Annotated in this window: 14 protein-coding genes; 13 read left to right on the top strand and 1 reads right to left on the bottom strand. The window is 73.4% G+C overall.

The window, feature by feature from the left end; genetic code table 11:
• The first annotated feature begins 70 nt into the window (after positions 1-70).
• Genes R9X44_RS21690 through R9X44_RS21675 form a run of 4 tightly spaced genes read left to right on the top strand, consistent with a single transcriptional unit; the run spans position 71 to position 4,767 of the window.
• Complete coding sequence (locus R9X44_RS21690; RefSeq protein ID WP_319816065.1) at positions 71-1,120, top strand: sugar ABC transporter substrate-binding protein; 1,050 nt, start codon at positions 71-73, stop codon at positions 1,118-1,120.
• Positions 1,104-2,624 (top strand): sugar ABC transporter ATP-binding protein, encoded by a 1,521-nt coding sequence (locus R9X44_RS21685; RefSeq protein ID WP_319816064.1) that lies wholly within the window; start codon positions 1,104-1,106, stop codon positions 2,622-2,624. Before R9X44_RS21690 ends, R9X44_RS21685 begins: the two co-directional genes overlap by 17 nt.
• Positions 2,621-3,616, top strand: a complete 996-nt coding sequence (locus R9X44_RS21680; RefSeq protein ID WP_319816063.1) for an ABC transporter permease — start codon at positions 2,621-2,623, stop codon at positions 3,614-3,616. Before R9X44_RS21685 ends, R9X44_RS21680 begins: the two co-directional genes overlap by 4 nt.
• The gene (locus tag R9X44_RS21675; RefSeq protein ID WP_319816062.1) at positions 3,613-4,767 is read left to right on the top strand and encodes an acyl-CoA dehydrogenase family protein; all 1,155 of its coding nucleotides are present in this window, start codon (positions 3,613-3,615) and stop codon (positions 4,765-4,767) included. Before R9X44_RS21680 ends, R9X44_RS21675 begins: the two co-directional genes overlap by 4 nt.
• A gap of 680 nt (positions 4,768-5,447) precedes the next feature.
• Here the strand turns inward: R9X44_RS21675 and R9X44_RS21670 are convergent.
• Complete coding sequence (locus R9X44_RS21670; protein ID WP_413774968.1) at positions 5,448-6,032, bottom strand: flavin reductase family protein; 585 nt, start codon at positions 6,030-6,032, stop codon at positions 5,448-5,450.
• 119 nt (positions 6,033-6,151) lie between these two features.
• On the opposite strand from R9X44_RS21670, the gene R9X44_RS21665 reads away from it, so the two are divergent.
• The 9 genes from R9X44_RS21665 (at position 6,152) to R9X44_RS21625 (ending at position 15,642) form a co-directional block, all read left to right on the top strand.
• Positions 6,152-7,282 carry an alpha/beta fold hydrolase gene (locus R9X44_RS21665; protein ID WP_319816060.1) on the top strand — a complete coding sequence of 377 codons (1,131 nt, stop codon included), beginning with the start codon at positions 6,152-6,154 and terminating at the stop codon, positions 7,280-7,282.
• Positions 7,279-8,100, top strand: coding sequence for an alpha/beta hydrolase (locus R9X44_RS21660; protein ID WP_319816059.1), 822 nt, complete (start codon positions 7,279-7,281; stop codon positions 8,098-8,100). Before R9X44_RS21665 ends, R9X44_RS21660 begins: the two co-directional genes overlap by 4 nt.
• Complete coding sequence (locus R9X44_RS21655; protein ID WP_319816058.1) at positions 8,093-9,442, top strand: LLM class flavin-dependent oxidoreductase; 1,350 nt, start codon at positions 8,093-8,095, stop codon at positions 9,440-9,442. Before R9X44_RS21660 ends, R9X44_RS21655 begins: the two co-directional genes overlap by 8 nt.
• Positions 9,439-10,560, top strand: coding sequence for an LLM class flavin-dependent oxidoreductase (locus R9X44_RS21650; protein WP_319816057.1), 1,122 nt, complete (start codon positions 9,439-9,441; stop codon positions 10,558-10,560). The genes R9X44_RS21655 and R9X44_RS21650 overlap by 4 nt, the downstream gene beginning before the upstream one ends.
• Positions 10,560-11,480, top strand: a complete 921-nt coding sequence (locus R9X44_RS21645) for a 2-hydroxyacid dehydrogenase (RefSeq protein WP_319816056.1) — start codon at positions 10,560-10,562, stop codon at positions 11,478-11,480. The genes R9X44_RS21650 and R9X44_RS21645 overlap by 1 nt, the downstream gene beginning before the upstream one ends.
• A gap of 18 nt (positions 11,481-11,498) precedes the next feature.
• Positions 11,499-12,431 (top strand): LLM class flavin-dependent oxidoreductase, encoded by a 933-nt coding sequence (locus R9X44_RS21640; protein ID WP_319816055.1) that lies wholly within the window; start codon positions 11,499-11,501, stop codon positions 12,429-12,431.
• Between the two features lie 61 nt (positions 12,432-12,492).
• Complete coding sequence (locus R9X44_RS21635) at positions 12,493-13,422, top strand: quinone oxidoreductase family protein (protein ID WP_319816054.1); 930 nt, start codon at positions 12,493-12,495, stop codon at positions 13,420-13,422.
• A gap of 48 nt (positions 13,423-13,470) precedes the next feature.
• Positions 13,471-14,334: an IclR family transcriptional regulator gene (locus R9X44_RS21630; RefSeq protein ID WP_319816053.1), complete on the top strand. Its 864-nt coding sequence runs from the start codon at positions 13,471-13,473 to the stop codon at positions 14,332-14,334.
• A gap of 108 nt (positions 14,335-14,442) precedes the next feature.
• Positions 14,443-15,642 carry an aromatic ring-hydroxylating dioxygenase subunit alpha gene (locus R9X44_RS21625; RefSeq protein ID WP_319816052.1) on the top strand — a complete coding sequence of 400 codons (1,200 nt, stop codon included), beginning with the start codon at positions 14,443-14,445 and terminating at the stop codon, positions 15,640-15,642.
• The last annotated feature ends 58 nt before the right edge of the window (positions 15,643-15,700 follow it).

The raw sequence follows: 15,700 nt of genomic DNA, 5'->3' as shown, positions 1-15,700 counted from the left end.
GCGGCGCGGCCAGGGTAGAACCGGTGCCTCCCCCCTCTGTCCCCCGCGACATGTCTGCCGGAGGTAGCGCATGATCCCCTCTATCCAGCGGACACTCGCCGGTCTCGCCACGACCGGCCTGCTCGTCTGCCTCGCCGCCTGCGGAGACTCCTCGGACGACGGCACCGCCTCCGCCCCGCCCAGAGCCGACGACGGCGTCGGCTGCGCCGCGGCCGAAGGCAAGACCGTCGGCTTCAGCGAGCCGCTGCCCGACCCGAACTTCCAGGCGATCGAGACGATCGTCGCCAAGGCGCTCAAGGAGTACGGCGCGGAACTGAAGCCCGTCAACGCCAACCTCGACCCCGGCAAGCAGATCTCCGACATCACCGCGCTGCTCCAGCAGGGCGTGTCGGCGCTCATCGCCAACCCGGTCGACCCCAACGCCACCCAGGGCGTCTTCGCGCAGGCCAGGGCGAAGAACGTCCCCGTCATCGTGCTCGACACCAAGGTCGGCGGACCCTACTTCACGATGGTCCACGACGACGTCGAGACCGCCGCCACCGAGGGCGCGCGAATCCTCAAGGAGAAGGTCGGCGACGGCAAGGTCGGCGCGATCCTCGGCCCGTCCTTCGCCGAACTGCTCACCTGGGAGAAGGAGGCGTTCCTCGCCGAGGCCGAGAAGATCGGCCTGAACGTGGTCGACCAGCAGGTCAACCAGAAGATCACCCCCGACGGGGCCAAGGCGATCACCGACGCGTGGAAGCAGAAGTACGGCGCCGACCTCAAGGGCGTGTGGACGTTCAACGACGTCTCCGCGATCGGCGCGGCGTCGTCGCTGTCCGGCGACTTCGCCCCCGCGATCGTCTCGATCAACGGCCAGCCCGACGCGATCCCGCTGGTCAAGGCCGGCAAGATCACCACGACGTTCGGCGTGCCGTACGACAAGACGGGCCAGGCGCTCGCCTACGCGGCGCTGCGCGCGCTGTGCGGGGCCGAGATCGCCAAGGAGATCGTGGTGCCGACGGTGAAGCTCGACAAGGACAACGTCGACTCCTGGCAGCCGATCTCCGCCCGGGTCGACAACCCGTTCAAGATCGAGCTGGAAGAGCGCGACGGCAGAACCCATGTCAAGCTCGACTGACCGTGTCACCGACCGCGGGACCGGCGTGCCGCCGGTCCTGCGGGTCGAGCGGGTGGCCAAGAGCTTCGGCCCGGTCGCCGCGCTGCGCGACGCCTCGCTGACCGTCGCGCGCGGCGAGGTGGTCTGCCTCGCCGGGGAGAACGGCTCGGGCAAGTCGACGCTGTCGAAGATCATCGCGGGGGCGCTCGCGCCCGACTCCGGGACCGTCGAGCTCGACGGCGTGCCCGTCAGGTTCGCCGGTCCGCGTCAGGCGCTGGAGGCGGGTGTCTGCCTGGTCTCCCAGGAGCCGACGCTGGTGCCCGCGCTCTCGGTCGCCGAGAACGTCATGCTGGCGCGGCTCGGCGGGCCGATGAGCCGGGTGCGTCGCGCGCGGCTCGTCGCGGCGGCCGAACCGCTGCTCGCGCGGGTGGGGCTGCGGCTCGACCCGCGCAGGCCCGCCGAGTCGCTGCCGCCGGGCGACCGCGAGCTCGTCGCGCTGGCCCAGGCGCTCGCGGCCGACCCCCGGCTGCTCATCCTTGACGAGGTCACCGCCCGGCTGCCCGACCCAGAAAGGCTCTACGCGGTGGTCGAGCCGCTCGCCGCCTCGGGGGTGGGCGTCGTGCTGATCACGCACCGGCTGCCGGAGATGCGCAGGCTCGCGCACCGGGCGAGCGTGCTGCGCGACGGCGTCACCGTCGCCGAACTCGGCGGGCACGAACTGTCCGACGACGAGGTGTCGCGGGCGATGGTCGGCCGCGACCTCGGCGACTACTTCCCCGCGCGCGCCCCCGGGTTCGGCGGGGTCAGGCTCGATGTGCGCGGGCTCGTCACCGTCAGGTCGCCGCACGCGCTGTCCCTTTCGGTGCGGGCCGGGGAGATCGTCGGGCTCGCCGGGCTCGTCGGGTCGGGGCGCAGCGAACTGCTGGAGACCCTCGCCGGGCTGCGGCGGCCGGTGCGCGGGGGCGTCGAGGTGGACGGGACGCCGTTGACGGGCCCGTCGCCGCGCGCGGCCAGGCGAGCGGGCGTCGTCCTTGTGCCGGAAGACAGGTTCGCGCAGGGGCTCGCGCCCGCCCACTCGATCCGCGACAACCTCGCGGCCCCCTGGCTGCGGACGTTCGGCCGCACCGACCGGGCCGCCGACCATACGCGTGCCGAGAAGGCGGTCGCCGCCTACCGGGTGCGCTGCGACGGCGTCGGCACGCCCGTCGCCGCCCTTTCCGGGGGGAACGCGCAGAAGGTCGTGATCGCCAGGGCGCTCGGCGACGACCCGCGCGTCCTGCTGCTCGACGAGCCCACGCGCGGCGTCGACATCGGCGCGCGCGCCGACATCTACCGGGCGATCGCCGATCTCGCCGCCGCAGGATGCGCGGTGCTGATGGCCTCGTCCGACCTTGTGGAACTGCTCGGCCTCGCCGACCGGATCATCGTGCTCGCCGACGGGGACGCGCGCGGCGAACTCAGCCGCGCGCAGGCTTCGGAGGAGGCCATAGCGCTGCTGGCGCTGGGCGGAGGGGAAGAATCATGACGGTTTCCGAAAAGGCGCCGCCGCGTGAGGCGGCGCGGGGGCCGAGACGGCCGGTGCCGGAGTCCGTCGCCCAGTACACCGGCGTGCTAGCGGTGCTAGGGCTGCTGGTCGTCGTTCTCGCGGTCACCCAGGAGCAGTTCCTGTCGCCCGCGAACTTCGCGAACATCGCCGAGACCAACTCGGTCCTGCTGCTGGTGTCGGTCGGCCTCACCTTCGTGCTGCTCACCGGCGGCATCGACCTGTCGGTCGGCGCGATGATGGGCTTCTCGGCGATCATCTGCTGGAAGCTGCTCGGGCCGCTGCCTGCGCCCGCCGCGCTGCTGCTCGCGGTGCTAGCGGCGCTAGTAGTGGGAGCGCTGACCAACGGATTGCTCATCGGTGTGTCCGGGCTGTCGTTCCTCGTGGTGACGATCGGCACCTCGTCGCTGCTGCACGGGCTCGCCCAGATCTGGTCCTCTGGGCAGTCCCAGAGCGTCTACGAGCACGGCTTCCTCGTCACGCTCGGCTCGGGGCGGATCGCCGGAATCCCGTACACGGTGCTGATCGCGGCGGGGGTGTTCGTCGCCGCGCTGCTCGTCCTGCGGTACACCGGGTTCGGCAGGATGGTCTACGCGGTCGGCGGCAACCCCGAGGCGGCGCGGCTCGCCGGGATCAACGTCGCGGGGATCAGGGTCGCGGTGTACACGCTGTGCGCGGCGCTCGCCGGGCTGGCGGGGGTCGTCGCGGCCTCCCGGACCACCTCGGCGTCGCCGGACACCGGCATCGGCCTCGAGCTGACGGCCGGGGCCGCGGTCCTGCTCGGCGGCACCTCGTTCATGGGCGGCCGCGGATCACTGCTAGGAACGCTGCTGGGGGTCATGTTCCTAGGGGTGCTACAGAACGGAGTGACGCTGGCGGGGGTGAGCCCGTTCTGGAGCAACGTGGTGAGCGGCGTCGTGCTCGTCGTCGCGATCGGGCTCGACAGGATCAGGACCGGAAAGGCGATGACATGACGCGCGGGCCCGGCCTGGAACGGCGGCTGCTCACCGAGGCGGCGCGGGACTTCGCCGAGCGGCGGATCGCGCCGGAGACGTCGGGGGAGCAGCTCACCGCCGACGCTGCCCGTCGTCTGGTGCGCGAGGCCGCCGGACTCGGGTTGCCCGGGCTGCTCATCCCCGAGTCCTTCGGCGGCTCGGGCGGCGGCTACCTCGACCACGCCGTGGCGACCGAGGAGCTCGGCGCGGTGGACGCGGGGTTCGCGGCGGGGCTCAGCCTGACGGCCTCGGTCCCCGACCTCGTCCTCGCGGCGGGCACCGACCGGCAGCGCCGCGACTGGCTGCCCGGCGTGGCCGAGGGCACGACGATCCTCGCCGGGGCGCTCAACGAGCCCTCGGTGTCGGGCTCCGAGCTGTTCGACCCCGCCGCCGAGCCCGGCTCGCGGATGCGCACCCGGGCGGAGCGTACCGGGACGTCCTATGTGATCAGCGGATCGAAGGCGCAGTGGGTGACGAACGCGGGCATCGCGGACGCCTACCTCGTCTTCGCCAGGGCCGAGGCGGGCCCCACGGTCTTCTGGGTACCGGCCGACGCGCCCGGCCTCACCGTCGGGCCGCGCTCGCACCTCCTGGGGCTGCGCGGCGGCTTCCACGCCGAACTGTTCCTCGATGAGGTGCGGGTGCCCGCGTCGGCGCGGATCGGCCCGGAGGGCGAGGGCCTGCGGCTGCTGATGACGACGACGCCGGGCATGGCGGTGGGCCTCGCCGCGGTGTTCGTCGGCGTCGCGCGGGCCGCGTACGAGGCGGCGCTGGCCCACACCGGGACCCGGACGAGCTGGGGCCGCCCGCTGCGCGAGCACCAGGCCGTCGCCCTGGCCCTCGCGGAGATGGCCGTCGAGCTGCGCACCGCACGCCTCCTCGTCCACGACGCCGCCGCCGCGCTCGACGCCAAGGCCGACCCCTCGGAACTCGCCCTTGTCGTCCCGGCGGCCAAGACCCGCGCGGTCGACGCCGCGATCTCCTGCGCCCAGCACGCCGTCCGCCTGCACGGCGCGACCGGCGTCACCGCAGGCTCCGCCCCCGAACGCCTCCTCCGCGACGCCTGGACCGGCTACGCCTGCGACTTCACGCGCGAAATGCTCCACCTGGGCATCGCCACAACCCTCTGACCCCCCCACCCGAACCCGCCCGCTCCGCGCCCCCCGGCCCCGGAGCGGGCGTCCGCATTGACGGCACCCGCCGCGCCAGTGCCCCCCGGCCCATCGAAGGCACCCGCGGCCCGGGCCCGGCGGGACCCGGGTCATCGCGGTCAGACCCGAGAGCGCTGCCCGCCCCCGGAGCGGGCGTCCGCGCTGACGGCGCCCGCCGCGCCAGTGCCCCCCGGCCCAGAGAGGGCCCCTGCGGTGCGGGAGCGGCGGGACTTGGGTCGTCGCGGTCAGGTCCGAGAGCGCTGCCCGGCTCCGGAGGGGGCGTCCGCGTTGACGCCTCCGGCGTGCCTGTGTCCAGGTCCGAGAAGGCGTCTGCGGTGCGGGGCCGGTCGGATATGGGGCAGTGCGGTCCGCTCCGGGGGCGCTGCCCGGGCTTGGGATGCTCCCGGTGTCGCACCGGGGGCGGAGGGGGCGTCCGCGGCGCGGGAGCGGCGGGACTTGGGTCGTCGCGGTCAGGTCCGAGAGCGCTGCCCGGCCCCGGAGGGGGCGTCCGCGTTGACGCCTCCGGCGTGCCTGTGTCCAGGCCCGAGAAGGCGTCTGCGGTGCGGGGCCGGTCGGATATGGGGTAGTGCGGTTCGGTCCGGGGGTGCTGCCTGGGCTTGGGGTGCTCCCGGGGGGCGGAGGTCGGGGTGGGGGTGGGGTCAGTGGGGGTCGAGGTGGGCGTTGAGGACGGCGAAGAAGGGGGAGTCGACGTCGAGGGTGCGGGTGAGGGGGGTGGGGGGCCCGGTTTCGGTGGGGGACAGGGCGCGGAAGGAGCCCCGGAAGAACATCAGGGGGTCGGCGGCCTCGCGCTCGACGCCGAGGGCCGTGACGCGGCCCAGGACGAGCTCGTGGTCGCCGGCCGGGTGGATGGCGTGGGGGGTGAGGTCGAGCCAGGCGAGGGCGTCGGCCATGACGGGGTGGCCGCCGGGTGAGGTGGTCCAGGGCACGGCGGCGAATCTGTCGGCGCCCTTGCGGGAGAAGGTGCGGCAGACGTCTTCCTGGTCGGCGGCCAGGACGCTGACGGCCCAGCCCGTCGCGCGGCGCAGCGCCGGCCAGGTGCTCGACGTGTGCGCCGCGCAGAAGGCGACGAGCGGCGGATCAAGGGACACCGAGGTGAAGGAGTTCACCGCCATGCCGTGCGGCGCGCCGTCCACCGTCGCGGCGATCACGACGACCCCGGTCCCGTACCTGCCCATGGCCGCGCGGAATGCGGCACTGTCGAATGGTTCGTTCACGACCGTCATGTAAATGCATCGTCCGGCCTCGGCGTAGTTCCCGGTTCTGCTCAGCGAAACAGGGTCTTTCCCGGAGCAGGAGATTTGGTTATTTTCATGACGACCGTCATCAACTTGAAGGAGTGTTCGTGGCAGAGACCGCCTCGCGCACCGTCACCGTGGACGGCGTGCGCACCCACTTCCTGGAGGCGGGAGACGGACCTCCGGTCGTCCTGCTGCACGGCGGGGCCTGGGGCGAGTGCGCGGCCACCGCGTGGCCGACCGCGATCCCCGCGCTCAGCCGCGCCCACCGGGTGATCGCGCCCGACTGGCTCGGCTTCGGCGGCACCGACAAGATCGTCGACTTCGCCGACCGCGCGGGCCGGATGCTCGACAACCTCGAGGGCCTCCTCGCCGCGCTGGGCGTCGAGGAGGCCGACGTCGTCGGGCTGTCCATGGGCGGGTCCCACCTGCTGCGCGACCAGACCTCGCCGAGCCCGCGGCTCGCGGTCCGCCGGATGGTCCTGGTCAGCGCGGGCGGCCCGCCCGTGTCCGGCGACGCGCTCGCCGCGCTCATGGACTTCACCGGGACCGTCGACGCGATGCGCGCCCAGATCGCGCTCGCGTTCGCCGACCCGTCATGGGCCGCCGACGACTCGGTCGTCATGCCCAGGCTCGAGGCCGCGCTGGCCCCCGGCGCGTACGAGGCGTTCGCGTCGCTCGCCCTGCGCCCGCCGGGCCACCGGCCGCCCCCGCTCGGCGACCCGTTCGACTACTCCCGCGTCACCGTGCCGACCCTCGTCACCGCGGGCGACCTCGACCGCCTGAAGCCCCCCGGCTTCGCCGCCGACGTCGCCGCCGCCATCCCCGGCGCACAGCTCCGCACGTTCCCCGGCTGCGGCCACTGCCCCCAGCTCGAGGCCGCCGACGCCTGGAACGACGCGGTCCTCACCTTCCTCGCCCAACCCTCCCCCACCCAGCCCTCCCCGGCCCAGCCCTCCCCGGCCGAGACCGCCCAAGCCAGGACCGCCCCGGCCCAGCCCTCCCCGGCCCAGCCCTCCCCGGCCGAGACCGCCCAAGCCAGGACCGCCCCGGCCGAGACCGCCCAGCCCGCCCCGGCCCAGGCCGCCCCGGCCGAGACCGCCCAAGCCAGGACCGCCCCGGCCGAGACCGCCCAGGCCGCCCCGGCGGAGACCGCCCGGGCGGAGGGCGCCCAGATCGAGACCGCCCCGGCGCAGAGCGCCCAGGCCAAGACCTCCCCCGAGAAGGAGAATTCGTGAGCGACGTGCGTACACGTTCCGGCCCTCGCTGGCACACCGAGCCCGACCGTGTCGAGGTGGGCGGGGCCGAGCTCGCGCTGCGCCGCGACGGCGCGGGCGAGCCGCTGCTGTACCTGCACGGCCACTGGCTCACCCGCTGCTGGAGCCCGTTCCACGCGCGGCTCGCCGAGCGCGCCGACGTGATCGCGCCCGAGGCCCCCGGGTTCGGCGACAGCCCGTGCCCGCCGTGGGTCACCGACCGCACCGACGTCGTGCTGCTGTACCGCGCGCTGCTCGACGCGCTCGGCCTCGACCGGGTCCACCTCGCCGGGCACGGCCTCGGCGCGTGGCTCGCCGCCGACTTCGCGATCCTCAACCCCGGCCGCGTCAAGAGCCTGACGGTCCTTGCCCCCTTCGGCCTGCGGGTGCCGGGCGAGCCGATCGCCGACGTCTTCATCGCCGACCCCGCCACCTACGACGACCTGTACTTCAGCGGCGAACCCGTCGAAGGCGTGGTCCCCGGCCCCGGGACGCCCGAGCTTGGCGGCCCCGAGGAGTTCGCCGCGCGCTACGGCGACATGGGCGGCGCGGCCCGGCTCATGTGGGACTTCCGCTACGACCTCAAGCTCGAGCGGCGGCTTCCCCCGCTCGGCCTGCCCGCCCTCGTCGTCACCGCCGACGACGACAGGGTCGTGCCGCCCGCGCACGGCGCGCGCTGGGCCGAGCTGCTCGGCGCGCGCTCGCACGCCCTGCCCGGCGGCCACGCCTTCCCGGTCCAGCACCCCGAGCGGACCGCCGACCTGATCACCGACTTCCTCACGGAGGCGCACGATGCCTAACCGGCTCCAGTTCCATGTCTTCCACCTCATGCCCTACCCGCACATCCCCCCGGGCGAGGACCTGGAGTCGACCTGGGTGACCATCCCGAACACCCACTTCGAACCGCACGTGGCGCACCGCCTGTACACCGACAACCTCGAGCAGCTCGTCGCCTGCGAGCGGTTCGGCTTCGACGGCATCATCGTCAACGAGCACCACCAGAACGCGTTCGGCACGATCAACGCCCCCAACGTGTGGGCCGCCTACCTGGCCGCGAAGACAAGCAAGGTCAAGATCGGCGTCATCGGCAACGCGCTGCCGCTGCACCAGAACCCGCTGCGGGTCGCCGAGGAGATCGCGATGCTCGACATCGTCTCCGGCGGCCGGATCATCTCCGGGCACGTGCGCGGCATGGGCGCGGAGTACCACTCCTCGGGCATGAACCCGACGACGTCCAAGGACCGCTTCTGGGAGGCGCACGACCTCATCATGAAGGCTTGGACGGAGCCGGGACCGTTCACCTGGCAGGGCGAGCACTACGACATCGAGCACGTCAACCCGTGGCCGCGCCCGCTCCAGCAGCCGCACCCGCCGATCTGGATGCCGGGCACCGGCTCGACCGACACGATCGACGAGGTCGCCAAGCGCAGGTTCTCCTACATGCAGACGACCACGTCGAACTGGGTGACGAAGCGGTCGTTCGCCCTGTTCCGTGAGATCTGCCGGGAAAAGTACGGGTATGAACCCTCGCCCGCCCAGCTCGGCCGCGTCGTCCCGACCTATGTCGCGGAGACCGACGAGCAGGCCAGGCGCGAGTTCATGCCGCACGTCATGTGGTTCTTCCGCACCGGCCTGAAGATCCCCATGCACCACCTGATGCCGCCCGGCTACAACTCGGCCGAGTCGATGCTGAGGACGATCAAGGGCCGCCAGGCCGCAGGCGTGAAGAACTTCTGGGAGATGTCCTACGAGGAGCTGATCGACCAGGGCTACATCGTCGTCGGCTCGCCGCAGACCGTCATCGAGGCGTATGAGCGGATGATCGAGGACTACGGGCTCGGCATGGCGATCAGCGCGGGCGGCCCGCTCGGCTCGATGCCGCACTGGATGGTGATGAAGAACCTCCAGATCATGGCCGAGGAGGTCATCCCGCACTTCCGCGAGCCCGACGGCCGCGCCGACCACCTGCGGCTGCCCAGGCCCGCGCCCGAGACGCACGCCGAGATGGCCGCCCAGTACGGCAGGCCCAAGCTCGCGCCGGTCGTCAGGCTCGCCGACGGCACCGACCTGCCGACGGCGCTCGGCCACATCCCCGAGATCGCCGAGGGGGCCGACACCCGGCCGCCCGCGGCCCGGGTGTGACCGCCACCGCGGACCGGTACGCCGGTCCGCTCCTCGGCAGCGCGAACCGCCTCAGACTCGCGGTGTTCGCGCCGAACATGGCGGGCGGCGCGAACCTCACCCGCGCGCCGGAGGCCCCCAAGGCGACCTGGACCGAGAGCGTCGAGATCGCCAGGGCGGCCGAACGCGCGGGCTTCGAGGCGATCATCCCCGTCGGACGCTGGCGCGGCATGGCCGACCCGGGACGGCGTGCGGCGCACCGCTCCTTCGAGTCGCTGACGTGGGCGGCCGGGATCGCCGCGGTCACCAGCAGGATCCAGGTGTTCGCGACGTTCCACGTCCCGGTGACGCACCCCGTCAGCGCCGCCAAGCAGATCGCGACGGTCGACCACATCGCGGGCGGCAGGTTCGCCGTCAACGTCGTCGCCGGATGGAACGGCGACGAGCTGCGGATGTTCGGCCTCGACGGGGCGGGGCACGACGACAGATACGCCGTCGCCGACGAGTGGATGGCGTTCCTGAAGCGGATCTGGGCGGCCGAGGAGGAGTTCGACTTCGACGGCACGTACTTCAAGGCGCGCGGGGTGCTGTCGGAGCCGAAGCCGGTCCAGCGGGGCCGCCCGGTGGTGATGAACGCCGGGTACGGCCCGGCCGGCCGGGCGTTCGCCGCCTGCCACGCCGACCTCACGTTCGCGCTGCCGCCCGACGCCGAGGCCGCCGCGAAGATCGTCCCCGAGCTGAAGGCGGACGCGGCGCGGCTGCACGGCCGCGACCTGAAGGTCTTCGCCGCCGCGCACGTGGTGTGCGCCGACACCGAGGACGAGGCGCGCCGCGCCTACGCCAGGATGGTCGGGGAGAGCGCCGACCGCCAGGCCGCGGAACGCGCGCTGCGGCTGCTGCTGCCGAACCCGCCGTTCGCGGGACCGGAGGCCGAGGCGCTCGCCGCCTCGGCGGTCGCGGGGTTCTTCGCGCTCCCGCTGGTCGGCACGCCGGAGACCATCGCGGAACAGATGGCCGACCTCGCCGAAGCCGGACTCGACGGGCTCGCCCTGTCGTGGCTCGACTACCGCGAGGGGATCGCGCGGTACGCCCGCGACCTGCGGCCGAGGCTCATCGCCCGTGGACTGAGGGAGCGCTGATGCTCGTCATCCTGCCGTCCGACGCGCCCGCCGACGCGCTCGGCCCGCTGCCCGCGTCAGTCGAGACAGTCGCGCTCGACGCGCCCGAGGCGCGGGACGCGGAGTTCTGCGTCCTCGACGCCCGCCAGCGCGCCGAGTTCGCCGAGCGCCTGCCCGACCTGCGCGCCCTGCGGGTCGTCCAGACGCTCAACGCGGGCGTGGACTGGCTGCCGCCGCTGCCCGAAGGCGTCGCGCTGTGCAACGCGAGCGGCGCGCATGACGTGCCGGTCGCCGAGTGGATCGTCGGCGTGGTCCTTGCCGCCAACCGCGACCTCCCGCGCCACATCGCGGCCCAGGCGCGCGGCGAGTGGGACACCGCGGGCAACACCGCGCACGGCGAAGGCCCGGGTTCGGCCGACCTCGCCGACCAGCGGGTGCTCGTCGTCGGGCACGGCTCGATCGGCCGCGCGCTGGAACAGCGGCTGAAGGCGTTCGGGACCTCGGTGACCGGGGTCGCGGGCCATGCCCGCGAGGGCGTCCACGGGCCGGACGACCTGCCCGGCCTGCTGCCCGACGCCGACGTCGTCGTCCTGCTCGCGCCCGCGACCGCCGCCACCCGGGGCCTGGTCGACGCCGCGTTCCTCGAACGGATGCGGCCCGGCGCGCTGCTCGTCAACGCCGCGCGCGGCGCGCTCGTCGACACCGACGCGCTCGTGGCGGCGCTGCACGCGGGCCGGGTCCGCGCCGCGCTCGACTGCACCGATCCAGAACCGCTGCCGCCCGGCCATCCCCTGTGGTCCGCGCCCGGCGTCATCATCACCCCGCATGTCGCCGGGTCGTCCGCGCGCTGGCGCGAGCGCGCCTACCGGCTCGCCGGAGACCAGATCCGGCGGCACGCCGCCGGAGAACCCCTCGTCAACCTCCGCCGCCACGGCTACTGATCAGGAGCTCACACGCCCATGCCCAACAAGATCGGGGTCCTGCTCCCCAACGGCGTGCCCGGATGCGACGGCGACACGCTGCGCGCCTGGATCCGGGGGATCGAGGACGGCCCCTTCAGCTCCCTCGGGGTCGCCGACCGCTACGTCTACGTCAACCACGAGATCATGATGACGATGGCGGCGGCCGCCGCGCTCACGTCGCGGGTCAGGCTGCTGACCGCGGCGTTCCTCGGCCCGCTGCGCCCGGTGCCGCTGTTCGCCAAGCAGGTCGCGACGCTGACCGTGCTCGCGCCCGGTCGCGTCACGATGGGACTCGCCATCGGCAACCGGCGCAACGACTACGAGGTCTCCGGCGTGCCGTGGGAGCGGCGCGGCAGGATCATGGACGAGCAGTTCGCCGCCCTCGAGGCCATGCGCGACCTCAAGGGCGAGGACAACTGCGTCGGCCCTGAGCTCGGCGACCTCGAGATCCTGGTCGGCGGCGCGTCCGACCCCGCGCTGCGCCGGATGGTCACCTACGGCCACGGCCTGGTGAGCGGCGGCCTCAAGCCCGAGGTGTTCGCCTTCGAGGCGTTCGGCGCGGTCAAGGCGTGGGAGGGCGCGGGCAAGCCGGGCCGTCCCCGGCTCGTCGCCAGCACCTGGTACGCGTCGAGCGAGAAGACCGACGACCTCGCCGCCGCACGCCTCGCCTCCTACCTGAAGAACGGCGGCCCGCCCGAACCCGTCCTTTCCGGGATCTCCCGGGGCAAAGAAGGCATCGAGGCGGCCGTGCGCGCCTACCGCGCGCAGGGCGCCGACGAGGTCGTCTTCTTCCCGCTGCTCGACGACCCCGCCGAGCTCGACTGGCTCGCCGGAGTCGTCGCCGACCTCCCCGAGATCGAGCGCGGCGAGCCGTCGCCCGACTTCTCCCTGTTCGCCGGCGGCCCGAGCGTCGAGGGAAGACACGGATGAGCCGTAACACCACAACCGTCCGCCGAGCCGCCGCGTCAGCGCGGCTTGGCGGGTGAGCCCGATGCGAGGTCTCCTCGTCCGCAGGTTCGGGGCGCCGCCCGAGCCGTCGGAAGGGCTCACGGAGCCGGAGCGCGCGCCCGGTTCCTCGCTGGTCCGGATGGCCGCGGTCACCCTCGGCCATCTGGACCGGTCGGTCGCCTCAGGCACCTTCCCCCGCCACCCCGAGCCGCCCTACGTGCCCTGCGGCGACGGCGCGGGCCACATCGTGGAATCCGACGCGTTCCCTGAGGGAACCCTCGTGTGGATCAGGGGCGCGGGCCTCGGCGTCGACCGCGACGGGCTCGCCGCCGAACTCGTCGCCGTCCCGGACGAGGCGCTGCACCCCGCGCCCGACGGCACGGATCCGGCGCTCGCCGCGTGCTTCTTCTCCCCGGCGACCTCGGCGCACCTCGCCGTCCACGAGCTCGCGGGGGTCGGCGCGGGAAGCCGGGTGCTGGTCACCGGCGCGGCGGGCGCGGTCGGCTCCCTCGCCGTCCAGCTCGCCCGGCGCGCGGGAGCCGAGGTCACCGGCCTCGTGTCCCGGCCCGAGCGCGCGGCGCTGGTCCCCGAGGGGACGAGGGTCCTGCACGGTGACGCCGACGACGGTCCCTACGACGTGCTCATCGAGACGGTCGGCGGTCCCGGCCTCGCGACCCGGCTCGACGCCGTCGCGCCCGGCGGCGTCGCCGTCGTCGTCGGGTACACCGCGGGCACGAAGCTGGAACTCGACCTGCCGTCGCGCTGCGTCCACGACGTCGACCTCAGGTTCCTCAACATGATCCGCAGGGCGCCGCAGGCGTTCGCGCTCGCCGACGGCCTGCTCGCCGACCTGTCCGGCGGCGGGCTGAGCCTGCGCGTGGACCGCCGTCCGCTCGCCGACGCCGCGGCGGCCTGGGCCGACCTCGCCGCAGGCCGCGCGCGCGGCCGCGTCGTCCTGGAGCTTCCCCGATGACCGACGGGCTCACCCCCACCGATCCGCCGGAGGCGAGAAGGAAGTCAGATGATCACCACCGAGATCACCGGCCACGTCCGCGTACCCTCACCGACCCCGCCACCGACTCCGACCCTGCCCCCGGCCCCCGTACCCGCAGACCCCGCCCCCGACCCCGCCCCCGACTCAGTGCTCGCCAAGGTCAGGCTGATCCTCGAGGCGTTCCACCCCGACGAGGAGGGCGTCGCGCTCGCCGCGCTCGTCCGCAGGACCGGCCTGTCGAAGGCCACGGTCCACCGGCTCAGCCAGGAGCTCGTCGCCTGGGGAATGCTGGAACGCGCGGGCTCTGGCTACCGGCTCGGCCTGCGGCTGTTCGAGCTCGGCCAGATCGCCCCCCGCCAACGCGTCCTGCACGAGGTGGCGTTGCCGTTCCTGGAGGAACTGGCGCACACCACCCACGAGACGGTGCACTGCGCGGTCAGGGACGGCGCTGAGGTCCTGTACATCGAGAAGCTCGGCGGCCACAGGTCGGTCGCCCAGCCGTCCCGCACGGGCGGGCGGATGCCGCTGCACTGCACCGCCACCGGCAGGGTGCTGCTCGCGCACGCGCCGAGCAGGTTCGCCGAGGACCTGCTGACCGGCCCGCTGCACAAGCTCACCGGCCACACCCTCACCGCGCCGCGCCTGCTGCGCGCCGAACTCGGGCGCGTCCGCGCCCAGGGCTTCGCGCTGGAGAGCGAGGAGACGAGGGTCGGCTACCTGTCGGTGGCCGCACCGGTGCGCGGCGCGCACCACAGGGTGGCGGGCGCGATCTCGGTGACCGCGCCCATCTCCCGCACGCGGCTCGACCGCCTGATCCCGTCAGTCCAGTTGACCGCGGAGTGGATCTCCCAGCGGCTCAACGCCTACGAGCTCGACCGCGAACAGCGGTGAGCGCGGCGGCGGTCGCGGGCGAGCGACCGCCGCGAGAATCCCGGGCCCGTCTCGGTGGACGGACCCATTTTGTTGGCTTTCCCCAGGTCAGACCGGAGGATCGGCGCCGTGACACCATCCAAGACTCCCCGACGGCCGACGGCCCCCCGTCAGCGCGCGGCAGGCCGGCAGGACTGGTCGACCTGGCCGCACTATGACGCGGCGGCGAGCGGTTTCAAGGGCTACTGGTACCCCGTCGTCTGGTCGAACCGGGTGACGGGCAAGCCCTCCGCGTTCACCTTGTGCGGCGAGCGCGTCGTCCTCATCAGGGACGCGGGAACCGCCTACGCCCTGCACGACAGATGCCCGCACCGCGGCGTGCCGCTCTCCTACGGCAAACAGGAGTTCCCCGGCACGCTCAGCTGCCCGTACCACGGCTGGACGTTCGGCCTCGCCGACGGCGTGCTCTCGGCGGTCATCACCGACGGCCCCGACTCGCCGATCTGCGGCAAGGTCTCCGTCCGCACCTACCCGGTCGCCGAACGGCTCGGCATGGTCTGGGTGTACGTGCCGATCGCCGACGAGGAGCCGCACCCGATCGACGAGCAGCTCCCCGAGGAACTCGTCGGCAACGCCTTCATGCTCGGCGCGCGGATGGAGCCGCGCGTCGGGAACTGGCGGCTCGCGTGCGAGAACGGCTACGACGAGGGCCACGCCAAGTACCTGCACCGCACCGCCCTGTGGCGGCTGTTCAAGGCGATGCCGACGTGGAACACCACGCGCATCGAGCGCAAGGGCCGCTGGATCTTCCGGGTCCAGGAGGAGCAGTACTGGGAGGCCGACTTCCCCGGCCTCGGCGTCTGGACGAACAAGCGCTGGTGGAAGCTCAGGCCGCCCGCGCGCGGCGCGTCGAACATCGGCAACACCGGCGCGTCCGGCGGGGTCGACCCGGTGATCGCCGAGCAGGAGTTCCCCGGCTTCGCGTCGGTCTCGATGCCCGGGGTGCTGCGGATCGCCTACCCGAACTTCATCCACTACGAGTTCTATGTCCCGGTTGACGCCGACAACCATCAGTACGTCGGGGTCATGGTGAACTTCCGCAAGGGCCTGGGGCCGCTGGTGTTCTCCGTGAAGTACCTCGCGTGGATTCGCTGGCTGTTCCACGGCCAGTTCTCCGGCCAGGACGCCTGGATGGTCGAGGCGACCCACTGCCCGCCCGAGCGCCTGTACCGGCCCGACGTGTCGCTCACGTCGTGGCGCTCGCTCGCCGAGGGCGACTACCGCGACAAGCTCGCCGCGCTCGGCCTCGCCGAGGAGGACACGAAGTGAAGTACCTGATCCTCGCGGTCATCGTCGTGGCCGTCGTCGTGCTCGTCAGGCTCGCGCG

The sequence above is a fragment of the Actinocorallia sp. A-T 12471 genome (assembly GCF_033875155.1).
In the GTDB taxonomy this organism is placed as follows: Bacteria; Actinomycetota; Actinomycetes; order Streptosporangiales; family Streptosporangiaceae; genus Actinocorallia.
The sequence above is the reverse complement of the archived record's forward strand: the minus strand, read 5'-3'. Positions and strand labels throughout refer to the sequence as shown.

Excerpts from the sequence above, each read along its gene's own strand:
- R9X44_RS21670 (WP_413774968.1), bottom strand. The coding sequence starts at position 6,032 with ATGACGGTCGTGAACGAACCATTCGACAGTGCCGCATTCCGCGCGGCC.
- R9X44_RS21655 (WP_319816058.1), top strand. The coding sequence starts at position 8,093 with ATGCCTAACCGGCTCCAGTTCCATGTCTTCCACCTCATGCCCTACCCG.
- R9X44_RS21640 (WP_319816055.1), top strand. The coding sequence starts at position 11,499 with ATGCCCAACAAGATCGGGGTCCTGCTCCCCAACGGCGTGCCCGGATGC.
- R9X44_RS21675 (WP_319816062.1), top strand. The coding sequence starts at position 3,613 with ATGACGCGCGGGCCCGGCCTGGAACGGCGGCTGCTCACCGAGGCGGCG.
- R9X44_RS21645 (WP_319816056.1), top strand. The coding sequence starts at position 10,560 with ATGCTCGTCATCCTGCCGTCCGACGCGCCCGCCGACGCGCTCGGCCCG.
- R9X44_RS21690 (WP_319816065.1), top strand. The coding sequence starts at position 71 with ATGATCCCCTCTATCCAGCGGACACTCGCCGGTCTCGCCACGACCGGC.
- R9X44_RS21635 (WP_319816054.1), top strand. The coding sequence starts at position 12,493 with ATGCGAGGTCTCCTCGTCCGCAGGTTCGGGGCGCCGCCCGAGCCGTCG.
- R9X44_RS21630 (WP_319816053.1), top strand. The coding sequence starts at position 13,471 with ATGATCACCACCGAGATCACCGGCCACGTCCGCGTACCCTCACCGACC.
- R9X44_RS21685 (WP_319816064.1), top strand. The coding sequence starts at position 1,104 with ATGTCAAGCTCGACTGACCGTGTCACCGACCGCGGGACCGGCGTGCCG.
- R9X44_RS21680 (WP_319816063.1), top strand. The coding sequence starts at position 2,621 with ATGACGGTTTCCGAAAAGGCGCCGCCGCGTGAGGCGGCGCGGGGGCCG.